Raw genomic sequence first — 18220 nt, 5'->3', positions numbered from 1 at the left:
TATGAATATCGTTATCGTTGAATCTCCAGCAAAAGCAAAAACAATTAATAAATATCTTGGATCTCAATACAAAGTTGTCGCATCATTTGGACATGTTCGTGATTTGCCTGCAAAAGATGGTTCTGTTTTACCGGATCAAGATTTTTCTATGAAATGGGATATAGATTCTGCTGCCGCTAAACGTTTAAATGAAATAGCAAAAGCCGTTAAAGAAGCCGATAGCCTTATATTAGCAACAGACCCTGATCGTGAAGGGGAAGCTATTTCATGGCATATTCTGGATGTTCTCCGTCAAAAAAAAGTTTTAAAAGATAAACCTATTAAAAGAGTTGTCTTCAATGCCATCACCAAAAAGTCTGTGCTTGATGCTATGAACAATCCACGTGATATTGATACATCACTTGTAGATGCTTATCTTGCACGTCGCGCTCTTGATTATCTCGTTGGTTTTACACTTTCACCTGTTTTATGGCGGAAACTTCCTGGTGCCCGTTCAGCAGGACGCGTTCAATCGGTTGCTTTGCGTATTATTTGTGATCGTGAATCAGAAATAGAACATTTTATCAAAGAAGATTATTGGTCCATTACAACACAGTTAAAAACCATCCGAAATGATAGTTTCCAAGCAAGATTGACAATGTTTAATCAAAGAAAAATAGGCAAGCTTGATATTCAATCTCAAGAACAAGCAGACCAAATTCGCCTTATGTTGGAGCAAGCCCAATATCATACACTCAGTGTTGAAGCAAAACCTACAAAGAGAAATCCTTTTCCTCCATTTACAACCTCCACACTACAACAAGCAGCTTCTTCAAAATTAGGATTTTCAGCTTCTCGCACTATGCAAATTGCCCAAAAGCTTTATGAAGGCATTGAAATTAATGGTGAAACGGCAGGGCTGATTACTTATATGCGTACCGATGGTGTGCAAATAGCACCAGAAGCTATTGATTCAGCACGAAAAGTTATTCATGAAACTTTCGGTAAAGACTATATTCCTGAAAAACCACGTTTTTATTCAACAAAGGCAAAAAATGCACAGGAAGCACACGAAGCGATCCGTCCAACAGATTTTCAACGCAATCCTAGTCAAGTCCGTAATTTTCTCGATAGCGATCAAGCAAAGCTCTATGAGCTGATATGGAAGCGTGCTATTGCCAGCCAAATGCGTTCTGCTGACATTGAACGTACAACCGTTGAAATTGAAGCACAGCAAGGAGAAAACCGTGCAAATCTACGAGCAACAGGATCTGTTATTCGCTTTGATGGCTTTATTTCCGTCTACACGGATCAACGAGACGAAGAAAATAATGAAGAAAATGAAACAACACGTTTACCACAAATAAACACTGGTGAAGCACTTACAAAAGAAAAAGTTGAATCCGTACAACATACCACAGAGCCCCCTTCTCGTTATTCTGAAGCTTCATTAATTAAAAAGCTTGAGGAGTTAGGAATTGGTCGTCCTTCGACTTATGCCTCCACATTGGCGACATTGTGTGACCGTGGATATATTGTCATTGATAAACGAAAGCTTATTCCCGATGCTAAGGGACGTATTGTTACGGCCTTTCTTGAAAATTTCTTTAATCGCTATGTAGAATATGGTTTCACAGCAGATCTTGAAGAAAAGCTGGATCTTATATCTGACGGCAAACTTTCTTGGAAAGACGTCTTAAGGGATTTTTGGGATGGATTTAATGCATCTATTAGCAATATCCAAGAACTCCGTATAACCAATGTCCTTGATGTTTTAAATGTAACATTAGCACCTCTCGCCTTTCCTGAACGCGAAGATGGAAGTGATGTGCGTTCCTGTCCTCTTTGTAAAAATGGTCAATTATCATTAAAACTCGGTCGTTATGGTGCTTTTGTTGGCTGTTCCAATTATCCCGAATGTAAATACACACGCCAACTTGGTACAGATACTGGAGAAGATAATGAAGCTGTACGCAATGATGAACCTGTTATACTTGGTATTGACCCTGAAACAGGAAAAGATATCTCTCTTCGCAATGGCCGGTTTGGACCCTATATTCAACTTGGTGAAAGCAAAGAAGTTAAGCGTGCAGGACTACCAAAAGAGTGGCAGGCAGAAAATGTAACCCTTGATAAAGCCTTGGCTTTACTATCCCTTCCCCGTGAAATTGGCATTCATCCTGAAACTGGAAAAATAATCACGGCTACGATTGGACGATATGGTCCCTATCTTAGCCATAACGGAAAATCTGCGCGCCTTCTTCATGCAGATGAAGTTTTTGATATTGGTATCAATCGCGCTGTTACAGTATTGGCAGAACAACAAGAAAACAAAACCAAGCAAAGCAGAACAACACCTGAAGCATTGGCAACATTAGGAGAGCATCCAGAAGGAGGAACCATTACCGTGCGCAACGGGCGTTATGGTCCTTATGTCAATTGGGGTAAAATTAATGCAACATTGCCAAAAGATAAAGATCCCATTAGTGTAACACTTCCAGAGGCACTAGAACTTATATCGGTTAAAGCATCGAGTAAAAAAACAACTTCAAAAAGAGCTTCTTCTAAAACAAAAGCAAAAATAAAAGAGACATAAATTTTGGCTAAAGGTGAAAAAAACATAAAATATCTCTCTTCATTCAAGGGGAAAACTTTTCCCAATAAGGAAGCAATCCTTTCCTTTATAATTGAGAATCCTAACCACTCAAGTAAACGAGAAATCGCTAAAGCTTTTAACTTAAAAGGCGATTCTCGTATCTGGCTTAGAAATATGTTACGTGAGTTAAAGGATCAAAATCTCATATCTAAACACCACAAAAGAGCAATAAACAAAGGAAAATTACCCCCTGTTTCTTTAGTAAAAATTAGCGGACGTGATAAAGATGGAAGTTTTATTGCACAACCTCTTGAATGGGAAGATTCTCCAAAGCCCAATATTGAAATACACTCTTTTCATCACATAACAGGAAGTAATATTGGTGTTGGAGATCATATTCTTGTAAAAGTTTTTCGAAATAAAAATTCTGAAAGCTCAAGCCATCCTTATACGGGACGAATTATTCGTAAAATTGATGTATCTCCCAAAAGCGCATTTGCTATTGTACGAAAATTGGAAAATAATCAATGGCGCCTTGATCCTATAGACCGCAAAACCAATGAACTCATTGTTGAAATGTCTCCAGAAATGAAGATTCAAATTGGTGATCTCGTTGAAGTCGAAATAAAAAAAAATACTGGTTACGGATTAAAGAGCGCAAAAATAAAGAATGTTTTAGGGCACATTAAGAGTGAGAAAACACTCTCAATGATAGCGCTTCTTTCGAAAGGAATTCCTTATATTTTTCCTGAAAGTGTTCTTGAGCAAGCCAAACATATCAAAGCTGCCAATATGGATAATCGTGAAGATTGGCGACAATTACCCTTTATTACAATTGATCCACCAGATGCAAAAGACCATGATGATGCAGTTTATGCAACCAAGGATAAGGATCCAGCAAATAATGATGGTTGGATTATTATTGTAGCCATTGCAGATGTTTCTTATTATATCAAAACAGGAAGCGCTTTAGATAAAGAAGCATTGAAACGTGGAAATTCTGTTTATTTTCCCGATACCGTTGTGCCAATGTTACCTGAACGCCTTTCTCATGATTTATGTTCTCTTCGTGAAGGAAAAGAAAGACCAGCTTTAGCCGTTCGTATGATTTTTGATGCAAACGGTAATAAACGAAAACATAGTTTTCATCGTACTATGATTCGTGTAAGAGCCAAACTTTCTTATCAAGAAGTACAATTGGCAATTGAAGGTAATATAAATGAAAAAATAACCCCTCTTTTTGAGAGCATTTTGCACCCCTTATGGGAAGCCTATGCATGCCTTAAAGCTGCGAGAAATCGTCGCCAACCACTAGAATTAGAAATTGCAGAAAAAAAGATTATTCTTGATCAAAATGGATGCATAAAAGATGTTGTGAGTGAAACACAATTAGAAGCGCATCGTTTAATTGAAGAGTTTATGATACAAGCTAATATTGCAGCTTCTGAAACATTAAAACAACATCACCAGCCGCTCATTTATCGTATTCATGAAAAACCTTCTCTTGCTAAGCAAGAAATACTTCGGAGCTTTCTTCAAAGTTTGGGGATACCACTCTCCCGCGGAAGCGAACTTACCTCAGCGCGCCTTAATAGAATTTTAGAAAAGGTCGCTCATACTCAACAACAAGAACTAGTCAATCAAGTTATTTTGCGTTCACAATCACAAGCAGAGTACAACCCTAAAAATAGTGGCCATTTTGGTTTGAATTTGCAAAACTATACACATTTTACATCACCAATCCGTCGTTATGCTGATCTCATTATTCATCGAGCACTCATTAAAGCTCTCAAATTAGGAAATGATCAATTAACAGATACACAAGAACAAAATCTTGCAGAAATTGCTACGCAAGTTTCTTTATACGAACGCCGTGCAATGATGGCTGAAAGAGAAACGATTGATCGGCTTGTTGCTCACTATTTAACGAATAAAATCGGTCGTATTTTTACAGGCCGCATTTCCGGAGTTACAAAAGCAGGTCTTTTTATCTCACTTGATAAACTCAATACAGATGGTTTTGTCCATATTTCTACACTTAAAAATGATTATTATCATTTTGATGAAGCACAACATGTTCTTGTAGGACAGCGTAGCCATAAAGGCTATCAGCTCAGTGATGTTGTAGAAGTAAAACTTATAACGGTACAACCTTTTGCTGGCGCTTTATGCTTTGAACTGTTAACAAAACCTCGTCCAATAAAATTTTCACCGACATCCTACCATAAAAACAAATTAAAAAAACAAAAGTATACTTTTTATGGGAAAAGAAAAAATTAAGCTTCTTGCCATCCATTGAATATAATATGAATAATAAATTCAATTTAAGAAATGACTTATATTATATAATATTTATACGTACAATCTTCTTTCTTTAGTATACAAGAGGATAAATTTTATTGTTAAGTCTATAATAACCATATAAAAATCTTGCAGTTTTTTATACTTAGAAAATGAAAGAAACTGCAAAGGATAGTTTTGGCTCCCTTTCATTTCAGCTCATCTTTTCATTGTTTAAATAAACAAGAGTACCTTAAGCCATTCTCATGAAAAAAAAACCTTTTGACTCTCAAAATAATTCTTTGCGTGCAATTATTGCCGCTATTGCAACCATTGGCACTGTTGGAACAGCATTGGCAATGGGAACACAACTTGTCTCTCTTCTTATGGCAGAGAAAGGACTTTCCAACAGTACAATCGGCTATAGTGGAACAGTTGGTGGAATCGCCACAATTATTGCAGCTATTTTTACGTCTCGAATTGCCTTATGCTTAGGAATCGCTCAAACAATATTGCTTATGATGGCGATAGGATCTTTAAGTTTTTTAGGATTCTATTTTTTTGATCCCATATGGATTTGGTTTATTTTAAAGTTTATATTACATTTCAGCATGACAGTTATGTTTATCCTATCAGAGTTTTGGATCAACAGTTATGCTCCCCCCAAAAAACGCGGTTTGATCCTTTCTATTTATGCTATTGTCTTAGGATTAGGGTTTATAATAGGTCTAACGCTGCTAGCAAAAGTGGGAACACAAGGATTTATTCCTTTTGCTGTTGGATATAGCCTTATTATACTTGCTACTATACCAATTCTTACCGCTTGGAAATTAAGTCCAGAATTTCAAAAAAATCAATATATGCCATTTTTTCGTTATCTTTTTCACGTTCCAAGTGCAATGATGGCGGTCCTTGTTTACGGGGCCATTCAAATGGGCGTCTTAACTCTTATAATACCCTTTAGTTTATCCATTGGTTATAATGAGAATGAAGCAGCACATTTTATGGCAACCCTTGCACTTGGGAATATTTTCCTCTTAATTCCTATCAGCATTATAAGCGACTACGCCAAAGATCGACGCTACCCGCTGATGAGTTGCGCTATTTTAGGTTTTATAGGAACTTTTATAGTACCATGGATTCTTCAATATCCATGGATTCTGATGCTTGATTTGTTTTTTCTGGGTGGTGTATCAGCGAGCCTTTATACAATTAGTCTTGCACATTTAGGAGCCCGTCTCAAGGGGCAAGAACTTGCTGCTGCTAATTCTGCTTTTATTTTTTGTTATGGAATTGGTATGCTCATCGGACCGACCTTTATCGGAAAATCCATGGATATCTTTAAACCCTTTGGTTTTTCAATAGCCATGGCTGTTTTTTTCGGTTTATATGTCATTTTGGTGTTTGTCCAACTTATGAGAAAATTAATCAGCTCTTGACTTTTTTGAGAACATCCGTAGTGTTGCCGGAAAATCTGATGATGTCGGAAATAAGTTTTGACAGAAATAATATTTTTTCAGTATAAATAGGGTATTTACATTATGGCTAAAGCAGCAACCATTAAGATCAAGCTTTTATCAACTGCAGATACTGGTTTTTTCTATGTAACAAAGAAAAACAGCCGTACAATGACAGATAAAATGAGCAAGCGTAAATATGATCCAGTTGTAAAAAAGCACGTTGAATTTAAAGAAACAAAAATTAAATAAATAAAATTATTATTAAATTGATAGATTTTATACTCTAAAAGAAATGTGGGAGTATTGCTCTTCAAAGTTATTTTTTGAGGGGTGTTTTTTTATTTCCTTAAGTTTAAAAAGTTTACTTTAAACTTTGTATGTTTTGTACGGATTTGGATAAGTTGATTTATTATTTAAGTTGCTTACATATATTCTGTATGAGTATTTGATTATTGTGATATCTAATGAAAATTTTGTCATTAAAACGAAACACTGTTTCGTCATATGAATAAAGTTTCTCGGGTCAATTATAAACAATACTAAAATAGAGTTATAATAATGTTAGCAGTTTCTTTATTTCATGAAAAAATCTTTTTCTCATTTTAATCTAAGAAGCTTTAATCTAAAAGTTATCGGTTTCAGTATTTTTGTCGCTGCTAGCATTCTTATCATTATGTCAACTTATTTTAAGAAAACTCAGCTGTTGCCTCAAAAAGAAAAATTTTCTTCTCAAAACACTGTTGAAGGAAATGCATTAATCATTGATGGCGATACCATTATGATTTCTTCAATTAAGATTCGACTAGCTGGAATTGATGCTCCTGAACTCCACCAGTTTTGTGGAAAAAAGGAAGCGCGCTACCCTTGTGGGCTTGAGGCAAAAAAATATTTAGAACAACTATTAAAAAATCAAACTGTTACATGTCACTGGAAAAAAACAGATAAATATCGCCGTATTCTTGCAACATGTAAAACAAAACAAGTTAGCAATATCAACGCAACACTTGTACATAATGGTTGGGCTGTAAATTATTATGAATATCCTAAAGAAGAGCAAGAAGCTAGAAAGAAAAAGAAAGGAATATGGGCATCAAGTTTTCAACGACCAAAAGAATGGCGCAAAGCAAATCCTCGCACAGAATAAGAAAAATATTTTTTAATTTTATTTACCAATGAAACAATGTAGCCAAATTATCAAACTTGAAAAAGAGATCTATTCCTGTCGTGTTTGCGTCCAACAACCCCATTATTTTCCTCCTCTTCCTCATGAACCAAACCCGGTCGTTTATTTATCCGATACCGCTTCGATTGCAATTGCAGGCCAAGCACCAGGGTTGCGTGTCCATGAAACTTCTATCCCTTTTAATGATCGTTCTGGCGAAAAATTGCGTAATTGGCTGGGTGTCACGAAAGAAGAATTTTATAATAGATCTCTTTTTGCTATTGTTCCTATGGGATTTTGTTTTCCAGGCTATGACAAAAATAAAGCTGATTTACCACCAAGACGTGAATGTCGAGAAATATGGCATGAAAAGATATTTCAAGCGATGCCTCAAATAAAGCTTGTTCTTGCTATTGGCAGTTATGCGCAAAAGTGGCACATTACAGAATTAAAATATAAAACCGTTTCTGCAACTGTTGGTGATTGGAGAAATATTCTTTCCATTCCCCAACCTCGAGGCTATAATGTTATGCCTTTGCCTCATCCATCATGGCGAAATACTTCTTGGTTACAGAAAAATCCATGGTTTAATGATGAGCTTATTGTATATCTGCGTTGTTTAGTGCGTAAATTTTTATAAATTAAAATATTGAGAATAAATATGGATCGTCTTGACCGAAAAATTTTACATCTTTTGCAAGAAAATGCGACACTTTCTGTTGCTGATATTGCTAAAAAAGTGGGACTTTCGACCACTCCTTGCTGGCGTAGAATTCAAAAACTTGAAGAAGATGGCGTCATTCAGCGTCGTGTTGCTGTTCTTTCTCCTGAAAAAGTAAACGCACACGTCACTGTTTTTGTGTCTATTCGCACAAACACACATAGTCATGAATGGTTTAAGCGTTTTTCAAAAATTGTGCAAGAATTCCGTGAAGTCATTGAATTTTATCGAATGAGTGGAGATATTGACTATTTATTGCGTGTTGTTGTGCCCAACATTGAAGCTTATGATCTTTTTTATAAAAAATTAATTTCTAAAATTGATATCCGTGATGTCTCATCTTCTTTCGCAATGGAACAGATTAAATATACAACGGAACTTCCACTTAATTATATTAAATTACACGACAAGACGCATGAACAAAACTCTTAAGATTTTTATATCCGTCTCATGATCTTTTAGGCATTCAAACTTTCTTGTTGAAAAACGACCATTTGTGCATGTGTTAAAACAGCAGCTTTGACAATACCAGCTGCCATAGCTGCTCCTGTCCCTTCACCAAGACGCATCCCCAAATCTAGAAGTGGTTCTTTGCCAATTTTTTTTAAAAGTTTACGATGAGCTGTCTCAGAAGAAACATGTCCAACAAGGGTATGATCAAGAGCTTTTGGATGCATTTTATAAAGGACCGCTGCAGCTGCTGTTGCCACAAAACCATCTAAAATAACAGGTATTTTTTCTATTCTTGCTGCTAAAATAGCACCAACCATAGCAGCAATTTCACGTCCTCCTAAGCGACGCATTATCTCAAAAGGATCATTAAAATAATCCTTGTGCAAAGAAATAGCTGTCTTAACCGCTGCAATTTTACGCTGATAAAAATCACCTTCTGATTCCATAGCATTTTCTGTCCATTCTTCCACTTCCCCTCCAAACAATGCTAAGCATAAAGCTGAAGCTATTGCTGTGTTTCCAATTCCCATTTCTCCAATACATAAAAGATCTGTTCCACCCGCAATGGATTCCATTCCAAATGCCATTGTAGCAGCCGCACTCCGCTCATCCATTGCGGCATCCTTCGTAATATTCATTGTTGGATATTCCAATGCTAAATCAAATATTTTTAATCCAAGATCATAAGCAATACAAATTTGATTGATAGCAGCTCCACCAGAGGCAAAATTTTCTACCATTTTTTGTGTCATAGATTGTGGAAATGGTGTAATATTCTCCTCTACAATACCATGATTTCCAGAAAAAATAGCGACCAAAGGTCTCGTTACGATAGGTTTTTCTGTACCCCTCCACCCCGCATACCAAACAGCAATATCTCCTAGTTTTCCTAATGTTCCTTGCTCTTTTGTTAAGTCTTTTTGCCGTTTTTTTGCCAAAATTATAGAAAACTCATCAGCAACAGGTAAATTTGTAAGCAAAGCACGAAAATCATCAAATGGACTAGCGGTCATAAGGATACCTTTTAAAATCTACAATGTTTATGAAAATCCCGTCATATATACAGGATATGAATAATTTATTGTTTTTTTAACAGTGCTTTAAAAATGTTAAATACTATGAAAGCAATAATTTCTACATTCTATTTTCAACCCTAATAACAAACGTGCAAGATTCAAAATGTTATTAATATCTTATGATTACCTTTACAGTGATACCCTTAACCTATTTTTTATTTAATAGGCATAATCAGCATGCCGTTTAATATATACATTCCAACAATTCTTATGCATAATAAAAGTTATAAACTTTCAAAAACTTATAAAATTGAAGAGATCAAAATTATCGCAAAGACATCCAAACGCAAAGGATCTCAACTTTAATATATGTTAATTATTAGGCTATTATTAAATGAGAGCATAAAAAGCTTCTTTTAAAATACATATATCTGCATTTGGTTTTGTCGCATCATTTGATAATATTTGCCTCCATCGACGTGCCCCACCCCGCCCATGAAATAAACCAATCATGTGACGTGTCACATGAGAAAGCCGCCCCCCCGATGCAATATGTCGAGCTGCATAATCACACATAACCTCAATAAGATCACTCTCACTCAGATTATTTTGCGTCTCACCATAGAGTTCAAAATCAATATGTTTTAACAAAGCTGGATTATGATAAACTTGGCGACCAACCATGACAGCATCACAGAAAGTTAGGTGTTCTTTGATTTCATCAATCGATTTAATTCCACCATTTATCCCAATGAATTTATGAGGATATTTACGTTTTAATTTGTAAACTCTTTCATAATTAAGGGGCGGAATATTACGGTTTTCTTTCGGACTCAATCCTTGCAGCCATGCCTTGCGTGCATGTATCCAGAGCGCATCACATCCAGCATTCCAAACCTGATTAGCCAAAAGATCTAACGCTAACTCTTCATCTTGTTCGTCCACTCCAATCCGACATTTGACAGTTACAGGTATAGTAACCTCTCGTTTCATCGCTTCCACGGCATTTGCCACAATGTCTGGATGTAACATCAAACAAGCCCCAAAGACACCTGCTTGAACACGATTTGATGGGCACCCGACATTAAGATTTATTTCGTTGTAGCCAAAATCCTCAGCAATTCGTGCAGCTTCTGCTAACTTTTTCGGATCAGCCCCCCCTAGTTGTAATGCAACTGGACATTCTTTATCGCTAAAAGCCAACAATTGTTCGCGAACACCATGAATGACAGCATCTGCTACCATCATTTCCGTATAAAGGAGAGCTTTTTTCGTTAAAAGACGATAAAAAAACCTGCAATGTCGGTCTGTCCAGTCCAACATTGGTGCTACTGCAAATTTTATAGTCGATGGAAGGTTGTAAAATATCATGAGGGTATTACTCTCATGTCCCTATAGCTCTCTCTTTATACATAGAAAAATACTTACTTTTAGTTTACGGAAAATTTTATTCTCTTATACTATCATGAGTATAATAACAGTTCATTATTTTCAATTGATATCAAGGTTTACTACAATCAATCATGATAAAACACAATTTTGCATTTCTCATAGATTAGTGTTCAGGTATATAAACATGAAAAAAGAAGATTTTCACCATAATATAAAAAACTCATTTACAAGTTCTTCTTACGCTCATCAAGCCTCCATCCTTACATGATTTAGCACAGCATTTAAGATAATAAATGCTAAACTAACACATTATACAATTTTTTATAATAGATTTAATTTTCTTTAGATTTTTTTAACTTATTGTGCAAATAAATGCTACAGAAAGTATCTTTATCTTCTCCTAAAGAAAGAATAAAAATCCTTATTTCACATGAATCTAATTATAAATCATTTTTTTCAATGAGTTATTCTTGGTAACATTCTTGAATTTCACTTTATAAGATAGACAAATTTCATCCTAAATATTCTATCTAATTTTGCCATTTTATGATTCTTGCAAAAAAAACTAAAATCAGGGTATAGACAGCCATTGCCTTTTTAATATCTATGACTGATATCAGTATCTCTTTAAGGAAAATATTTTACAATATTGCAGATAAAATCTGTAAAATGAAATGATCATAAAAGTTGTTCAATCTCTTGTTGGCTTTGCATATAGGAAGAAAGAGTACCAACCTCTTGTTCATTAAATAGGAGACCCAGTTTTGAACGACGCCATAACACATCTTCACATACTTTAGCCCATTCTTTTTCCATCAACCATTTTACTTCTACTTCATAAAGCCCATGTCCAAAATTTTTTCCTTTATTTGCCTTACCATGTGCAAAGATCACCAATGCTTCCGTACCGTAGGAGCGTGCAAGCCTGCGATGTGTAAAAGCATCTAAATCTGGCATCAAAAGAGCAATCCTATTTTCGATTGTATCTAATTTGTTATAGGGAAAATCACCCCCAGGAAGCACTGCCTTAGCCGTCCATGATGCTCCCTTTTTACCAAGCTCTTTTTCAACAAATTTCATCGCATCTTCAGCCAACTTACGATAAGTTGTAATCTTTCCACCATAAAGATTAAGAATCTTTGGTGTTGTTCCTGTTCCCATTTCTTTTAAAACATAATCGCGCGTAATTTCTTGTGCTTTTGAAGCTCCATCATCATAGAGTGGACGAACTCCAGAGTAAGACCAGACAATCGTTTCAGGCAACACTGGTTGTATGAAATATTCACTGGCTGCTGCACAAATATAATCAATTTCTGTATCAGTAATATGAACGTCAGCCGGATCTCCTTGATAATTACAATCTGTTGTTCCAAGCAAGGTAAACTCTTCTTGATACGGAATAGCAAATATAATACGCCCATCACCATTTTGAAAAATATAAGCACGATCATGAGTATAAAGCTTGGGAACCAAAATATGAGAACCTCTAACAAGCCGTACTGGTGGATGTTCTTTACAATCTAATATGCTTGCCAAAACATGATCAATCCAAGGTCCTGTCATATTCGCGACATAAGAAGCTGTGACACTATATTCTTTGCTACTTAACTTGTCTTGAAGAAAGATACGCCATTTATTGTCTTCTTTTTTTAAAGAGAGAACTTCTGTTCGTACTTTTATATCAGCTCCCCTCTTTTCTGCATCACGCGCATTGCCAATAACTAAACGCGCATCATCTACTCTTGCATCAGAATATTCAAAACCTCTCTGATATTCTTTCTTCAGTGTAGAGCAAAATTTTTGTGAAAAATTAATCGTTTTACTGCGCCACAATTTCTGATTCCAATTCCCTAAATAATCATAAATAAAAAGTCCAAAACGCAACATCCAAGCAGGGCGCAATTCTTTATGATAAGGAAGGAGAAAACGCAAAGGACGCACAATATGTGGAGCCATGCGTAAAATGATCTCGCGTTCTTTCAATGCTTCACGAACAAGTTTGAACTCATAGTGTTCAAGATAACGAAGCCCACCATGAATAAGCTTTGTTGACGCACTTGAGGTCCCAGATGCAAGATCGTTCATTTCAGCCAATCCCACTTTAAAACCGCGTCCTGCTGCATCTCTTGCCAATCCACACCCGTTTATCCCTCCCCCAATGATAAACAGCTCATAATGTGTTGTGGTTTTCATAATTTCACTTTTCATTATTTAATTTTTTTCTCAGTACTCAATAAAGCAACAGGAAAAAATAATACAAGTGTTCTTCATTGTATTATCAACGTACTTTTTCCTAAAATAAACACGCACAAAAAGCTTTTGATACCCTTATACATCAAAACAACATTTGACAAATTAAAGAGATTTTTTTTATCTTTTACAAAACATAATCCTTGCCAAACCAAGGTTCATCATATGAAATCTTTTTAGAGAAAAATTGATGTTTTTTCTCATTCTTAAAGACACACTATAGCTAAATGCTTTATTGCACATAGAGAGCGCTTTTCCTATAGTTCACTCAATGACACCCTAGAAAATGTGAAGGTATACAGATGAATTATCACTCTCAAAACTCGAAAATAACACTTCTTTCAAAAATTTTAGTCCCAGTTATGTCGAGTATTTTAATATTTTTACCTTCTTTATCAAACGCAACATCACACTCAAAAACAGCAAATAATTTAAGCTTAGAAAAGCTTAAAACACAACTTTTGGAAGATTCTAGCTTTCTATCTAAGCTTAAAGAAAAAATGATACCACATACTGATTCTCATCATATTCAACAAATTGTCAGAGAGTACCTCCTTACTCATCCAGAAATTATGATTGAAATGCAGCTTATTCTTCAAGATAAGCTGGAAAAACAGAATGAATACGAAAACCAAAAACAAACTTCTGTCATTCATTTGTTAGAAAAAGAAATTTTTCATTCTCCTCATGACGCTGTTTTGGGAAACCCAAATGGTAAAAGAGTGCTTGTCAATTTTTTTGATTACAACTGTGGATATTGTAAAATTTCCTATTCAAATATAGAAGACTTGATAAAAGAATACCCAGATTTAAAGGTTATTATCAAGGATTTACCAATTTTAAGCTCTGATTCTATGGCAGCCCATACTGTTGCCTACGCATTTCGAAAACAATTTCCAGAGAAATATCCTCAGTTTCACAAAACGCTTTTAATGTATCAGGGTCGTGCAAATGAAGCTAAAGCTATTAAAGTAGCTGTTTCATTAGGAGCAGATGAAAAAAAACTACGTAATGCAATAAAAGATCCCACTCTGCAAAACGCTTTTAAAGAAAATATTCAAATTGCCTCTACACTTCATATTACGGGAACACCTTCTTACATCATTGGTAATAAAATATTCATTGGCGCAGCCAAACAAGATATTCTAAAACAAGCGATAGACAATACACAGTGAATTCCTGATCCATTTTAGAAAGAATACTGTAAATGAGGTAATTTTATGCTTTCTCTTTTTTGACAACAGGCTTATAAGTGCAATTTTGCGTAAAGCAGATACGAGTTTTAAATTGCAAAGTATAATAATTTAAAGGAAATAAAAATCTTTAAAGCCTCAAAAGATGTCATCCCTAATCTAGAGATATTCGGTCATAAAATGAGATAATGACGATCTTCATTGATCAAGGAGTTAGAAATAAAATGACAACAAAAAAAATGGATTCGGCAAAAACCGCAATTGATACGAAAATTATTCGTGATCTTGCTGAAATTTTGAATGATACAAATTTAACGAACATTGAAGTTGAACAAGGGGAGCTTCGTATTTGTGTCTCACGCCAAAATACCTTAATTTCTTCTGAGCAAGCAATCTATGCTCCTGTTTCTACTCCTACTTTTTCTGTAACATCTTCTCCAGTTCCAACAGTTGAATCTCCTATACAATCTATCCAAGAAGATAAATCAAAAAACACAATAACCTCTCCCATGGTTGGAACAGCTTATCTTGCACCTTCACCAGGCGCGCAACCTTTTGTAGAAGTAGGACAAAATGTTTCTGAAGGGGAGACATTACTTATTATTGAAGCCATGAAAACAATGAATCAAATTTCATCACCACGCTCAGGCACAGTAACCACTGTTCTTGTCAAAGATGGTCAACCTGTTGAATTTGGTGAACCACTTATTATTGTTGAATAAAGCGAGGGGTAACCATGATTCGAAAAATCCTCATTGCTAATCGGGGAGAAATTGCTCTTCGCGTTTTACGTGCATGTAAAGAACTTGGCATAAAAACCGTGGCTGTTCACTCTACCGCTGATGCAGATGCAATGCATGTTCGTCTTGCTGACGAAAGTGTTTGTATTGGACCTCCTCCCGCTCGCGATTCTTATTTGAGTATTCAGCAAATTATTGCTGCTTGTGAAATTACAGGAGCTGATGCTGTTCATCCAGGTTATGGCTTTCTTTCTGAAAATGCAAAATTTGCGGATGTTCTAGAAGCCCATGATATTACATTCATCGGTCCAACAGCTACTCATATCCGAATCATGGGCGATAAAATCGAAGCAAAGAAAACCGCCCAAAAACTTGGTATTCCTGTAGTTCCCGGTTCAGATGGGGCCGTCACTGAAGAATCAGATGCTTTACGCACGGCTCGTGAAATTGGTTATCCAGTTATTATCAAAGCTTCTGCCGGTGGTGGTGGACGTGGTATGAAGGTTGTTCATTCTGAACAAGAATTTTCTATAGCTCTCAAAACAACACGTTCAGAAGCGAAAGCTGCTTTTGGTGATGACGCTGTTTACATAGAAAAATATTTAGAAAAACCCCGTCATATTGAAATTCAAGTCATAGGTGATGGTGCGGGAAATGCTATTCATTTAGGAGAACGCGATTGTTCACTTCAACGACGGCATCAAAAAGTATGGGAAGAAGCTACATCACCTGCACTTAATGAAACAGAACGGAAAAAAATTGGAAGTATTGTTGCAAATGCCTGTGCCAAACTTGGATATCGTGGAGCTGGTACTATTGAATTTCTTTATGAAAATGGCGAATTTTATTTTATTGAAATGAATACACGTTTACAAGTAGAACATCCTGTAACTGAAGCAATTACAGGTATAGATTTAGTCCATGAACAAATCCATATTGCATCAGGCTGTAAGCTTTCAGTGACACAAGATGAAGTCTGTTTTTCTGGTCATGCCATTGAATGCCGTATTAATGCAGAAGATCCTATTAACTTTACGCCATCACCTGGAACCATTACACATTTTCATACACCTGGAGGTTTAGGGATTCGTGTTGATTCAGGCGCTTATTCAGGTTATCGTATCCCTCCTTACTATGATAGCATGATTGGAAAGCTGATTGTTCATGGACGTACCCGTTTAGAATGTATGATGCGTTTACGGCGTGCTTTAGATGAATTTGTCGTCGATGGGATAAAAACTACACTACCTCTTTTTCGCGATCTTATTAATAATCAAGATGTTGCTGATGGTAATTATAATATTCACTGGCTTGAAAAATACCTTTCTCATCAATCAAAGTCTTCAGATTCGTAATTTGATAGCAAAATAGTGCATTCTTATAAAAGATTCTATAAGATATCAACATAAGGATAGTGCCAACCTTGCTGTAAAAAGTAGTAAAAGAGGAAATAAGTTAGTTATTTTTATTTATTATATAGTTTTCACTTAATATGCACAAAATTTGATAATTTTCTGTTTTCCTTTTTGTGAGTTTGTGCTAATCCCTACATGGTTACGCCCTTATAGCTCAGTTGGTAGAGCACCTGATTTGTAATCAGGGGGTCGGGAGTTCGAGTCTCTCTGGGGGCACCATTTTTTATTTTACACATGTTTGTAAATGAATCGGCTTTTAAAACCTTGTCTGTTAAAGTTTATGCTTTCTGCTTCTGCATAATTTAGCATTTTTAAGTTCTATTCTTGAAAAACTATGTAATACCTTAACAAATTATCTATTGATCTAAGTGTATTGCTCAATAATTTTTTCTTCCATTCAAATTAACTTTTTGCTTATCCCACAGAAAAAGCATTATAAATATACCTAATTTCCAGTCATATCTAGAAGAAATTTTAAACTATCGATGCAAATCTTACATAAAATTTTATTCAAATAGTGCAAATCAGCCATTCCCTCCAAGGTACTCTTTAGACGCACTAAATATCTGAATATTTTTATTTAAAAAATTAAAATCTTTTAAAGAGCTTTCTTATTGAATTGTACTTAATTTAAACTCAATAAAAACTTTCCTTGAATATATATGTCATTCTTACAAATTTATCTCTCATAAACTGTTAGAGTAATAACATTTTCTTTTCGCCAATATGAACGATCTAAATAAAATAAATATCTGGAAAGGTAAAATAATTCAAAAATACACGACCGGAATTTAATATAATTTATCAAACATTTTCAACTAAACATTTCTTATTATTACGAAAACGATTGTTAGAACTTTTAAAAAATATTGCTTTATAAAAAACTTTTAAACAGGAAAAAAATGATAAATATCATAATTACCTTTCATTTTTTCAGAAAAAACTACCATGTTTAGAAATGAAACTCTTAGATAACACACTCAAAGAATTAACTTATGAAAAATTATTTTAATTGAAACTTAAATAGTTTTACAAAGAACGCTTTAAAATGCGTATTAAAATGATTGACCTTTTACAAGAAATTTGTCAAAAAGCATATCTAGTTTGGAGGGGTGGCCGAGCGGTTTAAGGCACCGGTCTTGAAAACCGGCGTGCAGGAGACTGTACCGTGGGTTCGAATCCCACCCCCTCCGCCACAGCACTTTTATCGTGCTATAACTTTTTGATTCTGTGTAATTGTAGCTTGCCAGCGGGTTTTGTATATTTTGCCACTAGGTTTTGTACCAATTTATTTTTTCTCTGTAGCTTGCCAGCAGGTTTTGTATATTTTGCCACTAGTTTTTGTACCAATTTATTTTTTCTCAAAGAGTTTTAAAGGGTCTTCAAATGCCTTTCAAAGGATATTTAAAGCTCTCTTTAACGCGTTTTTCTGCTCCTATTTTTCCAGATCACTAAAGCGTGTAAAATCGGATTGAAAGGCAAGGGAAACGATTCCTGTCGGACCATGGCGTTGTTTTGCTATAATAACCTCGGCTTTACCCTTGGCTTGCTCCATTGCATCTT

Annotated in this window: 14 protein-coding genes and 2 tRNA genes; 12 read left to right on the top strand and 4 right to left on the bottom strand. The window is 35.3% G+C overall.

The annotated features are described in order from the left end of the window. Position 1: 1 nt before the first annotated feature. The 7 genes from topA (at position 2) to ACFILA_RS05050 (ending at position 8630) form a co-directional block, all read left to right on the top strand. On the top strand, positions 2-2575 hold the full coding sequence (gene topA, locus ACFILA_RS05080; RefSeq protein WP_375631116.1) for a type I DNA topoisomerase: 2574 nt from the start codon (positions 2-4) through the stop codon (positions 2573-2575). Positions 2576-2578: 3 nt separating this feature from the next. After that, a complete protein-coding gene (rnr, locus tag ACFILA_RS05075) occupies positions 2579-4855 on the top strand; it encodes a ribonuclease R (RefSeq protein WP_375660766.1) in 2277 nt (758 codons plus the stop codon). 266 nt (positions 4856-5121) lie between these two features. Further along, positions 5122-6294 carry an MFS transporter gene (locus ACFILA_RS05070; RefSeq protein ID WP_273791015.1) on the top strand — a complete coding sequence of 391 codons (1173 nt, stop codon included), beginning with the start codon at positions 5122-5124 and terminating at the stop codon, positions 6292-6294. Positions 6295-6396: 102 nt separating this feature from the next. After that, complete coding sequence (rpmG, locus tag ACFILA_RS05065) at positions 6397-6564, top strand: 50S ribosomal protein L33 (RefSeq protein WP_004864083.1); 168 nt, start codon at positions 6397-6399, stop codon at positions 6562-6564. A gap of 331 nt (positions 6565-6895) precedes the next feature. Then, positions 6896-7459, top strand: a complete 564-nt coding sequence (locus tag ACFILA_RS05060; RefSeq protein WP_375631114.1) for a thermonuclease family protein — start codon at positions 6896-6898, stop codon at positions 7457-7459. 28 nt (positions 7460-7487) lie between these two features. Continuing rightward, on the top strand, positions 7488-8117 hold the full coding sequence (locus ACFILA_RS05055) for a uracil-DNA glycosylase family protein (RefSeq protein ID WP_375637613.1): 630 nt from the start codon (positions 7488-7490) through the stop codon (positions 8115-8117). Positions 8118-8138: 21 nt separating this feature from the next. Beyond that, positions 8139-8630: an Lrp/AsnC family transcriptional regulator gene (locus tag ACFILA_RS05050; RefSeq protein WP_015856433.1), complete on the top strand. Its 492-nt coding sequence runs from the start codon at positions 8139-8141 to the stop codon at positions 8628-8630. Between the two features lie 26 nt (positions 8631-8656). Here ACFILA_RS05050 and cobT read toward each other — a convergent pair whose 3' ends face one another. The 3 genes from cobT to glpD all read right to left on the bottom strand — a co-directional run bounded on the left by cobT (position 8657) and on the right by glpD (position 13267). Next, positions 8657-9664: a nicotinate-nucleotide--dimethylbenzimidazole phosphoribosyltransferase gene (cobT, locus tag ACFILA_RS05045; RefSeq protein ID WP_375660765.1), complete on the bottom strand. Its 1008-nt coding sequence runs from the start codon at positions 9662-9664 to the stop codon at positions 8657-8659. A 393-nt stretch (positions 9665-10057) separates the two neighbouring features. Further along, positions 10058-11038 carry a tRNA dihydrouridine(20/20a) synthase DusA gene (dusA, locus tag ACFILA_RS05040; protein WP_375631111.1) on the bottom strand — a complete coding sequence of 327 codons (981 nt, stop codon included), beginning with the start codon at positions 11036-11038 and terminating at the stop codon, positions 10058-10060. Between the two features lie 699 nt (positions 11039-11737). Further along, entirely contained in the window at positions 11738-13267 is a 1530-nt protein-coding gene (gene glpD / locus ACFILA_RS05035; RefSeq protein ID WP_375660764.1) for a glycerol-3-phosphate dehydrogenase, read from the bottom strand. Between the two features lie 344 nt (positions 13268-13611). On the opposite strand from glpD, the gene ACFILA_RS05030 reads away from it, so the two are divergent. The 5 genes from ACFILA_RS05030 (at position 13612) to ACFILA_RS05010 (ending at position 17853) form a co-directional block, all read left to right on the top strand. Continuing rightward, positions 13612-14484 carry a DsbA family protein gene (locus ACFILA_RS05030; protein ID WP_273791009.1) on the top strand — a complete coding sequence of 291 codons (873 nt, stop codon included), beginning with the start codon at positions 13612-13614 and terminating at the stop codon, positions 14482-14484. Positions 14485-14726: 242 nt separating this feature from the next. Further along, positions 14727-15224 (top strand): acetyl-CoA carboxylase biotin carboxyl carrier protein, encoded by a 498-nt coding sequence (accB, locus tag ACFILA_RS05025; RefSeq protein ID WP_375631109.1) that lies wholly within the window; start codon positions 14727-14729, stop codon positions 15222-15224. A 14-nt stretch (positions 15225-15238) separates the two neighbouring features. Further along, complete coding sequence (accC, locus tag ACFILA_RS05020; RefSeq protein ID WP_273791007.1) at positions 15239-16597, top strand: acetyl-CoA carboxylase biotin carboxylase subunit; 1359 nt, start codon at positions 15239-15241, stop codon at positions 16595-16597. 203 nt (positions 16598-16800) lie between these two features. Beyond that, positions 16801-16876: transfer RNA gene (locus ACFILA_RS05015), tRNA-Thr, on the top strand. An 887-nt stretch (positions 16877-17763) separates the two neighbouring features. Next, positions 17764-17853, top strand: a tRNA-Ser gene (locus ACFILA_RS05010). Between the two features lie 239 nt (positions 17854-18092). Here the strand turns inward: ACFILA_RS05010 and ACFILA_RS05005 are convergent. Continuing rightward, positions 18093-18220: DnaB-like helicase C-terminal domain-containing protein (locus ACFILA_RS05005; RefSeq protein WP_375660787.1), on the bottom strand; the 128-nt coding region annotated here is incomplete at its 5' end.

This window comes from Bartonella sp. CL71SXKL, assembly GCF_042194935.1.
GTDB lineage: Bacteria > Pseudomonadota > Alphaproteobacteria > Rhizobiales > Rhizobiaceae > Bartonella.
Note: the sequence above shows the minus strand (reverse complement) of the source record. Positions and strands in the feature narration are given on the sequence as shown.

Bases quoted from the DNA above. Each gene is read 5' to 3' on its own strand.
- topA (WP_375631116.1), top strand. From the start codon at position 2: ATGAATATCGTTATCGTTGAATCTCCAGCAAAAGCAAAAACAATTAAT.
- ACFILA_RS05070 (WP_273791015.1), top strand. From the start codon at position 5,122: ATGAAAAAAAAACCTTTTGACTCTCAAAATAATTCTTTGCGTGCAATT.
- accB (WP_375631109.1), top strand. From the start codon at position 14,727: ATGACAACAAAAAAAATGGATTCGGCAAAAACCGCAATTGATACGAAA.
- dusA (WP_375631111.1), bottom strand. From the start codon at position 11,038: ATGATATTTTACAACCTTCCATCGACTATAAAATTTGCAGTAGCACCA.
- ACFILA_RS05050 (WP_015856433.1), top strand. From the start codon at position 8,139: ATGGATCGTCTTGACCGAAAAATTTTACATCTTTTGCAAGAAAATGCG.
- ACFILA_RS05055 (WP_375637613.1), top strand. From the start codon at position 7,488: ATGAAACAATGTAGCCAAATTATCAAACTTGAAAAAGAGATCTATTCC.
- rpmG (WP_004864083.1), top strand. From the start codon at position 6,397: ATGGCTAAAGCAGCAACCATTAAGATCAAGCTTTTATCAACTGCAGAT.
- ACFILA_RS05060 (WP_375631114.1), top strand. From the start codon at position 6,896: ATGAAAAAATCTTTTTCTCATTTTAATCTAAGAAGCTTTAATCTAAAA.
- cobT (WP_375660765.1), bottom strand. From the start codon at position 9,664: ATGACCGCTAGTCCATTTGATGATTTTCGTGCTTTGCTTACAAATTTA.
- accC (WP_273791007.1), top strand. From the start codon at position 15,239: ATGATTCGAAAAATCCTCATTGCTAATCGGGGAGAAATTGCTCTTCGC.
- ACFILA_RS05030 (WP_273791009.1), top strand. From the start codon at position 13,612: ATGAATTATCACTCTCAAAACTCGAAAATAACACTTCTTTCAAAAATT.
- glpD (WP_375660764.1), bottom strand. From the start codon at position 13,267: ATGAAAAGTGAAATTATGAAAACCACAACACATTATGAGCTGTTTATC.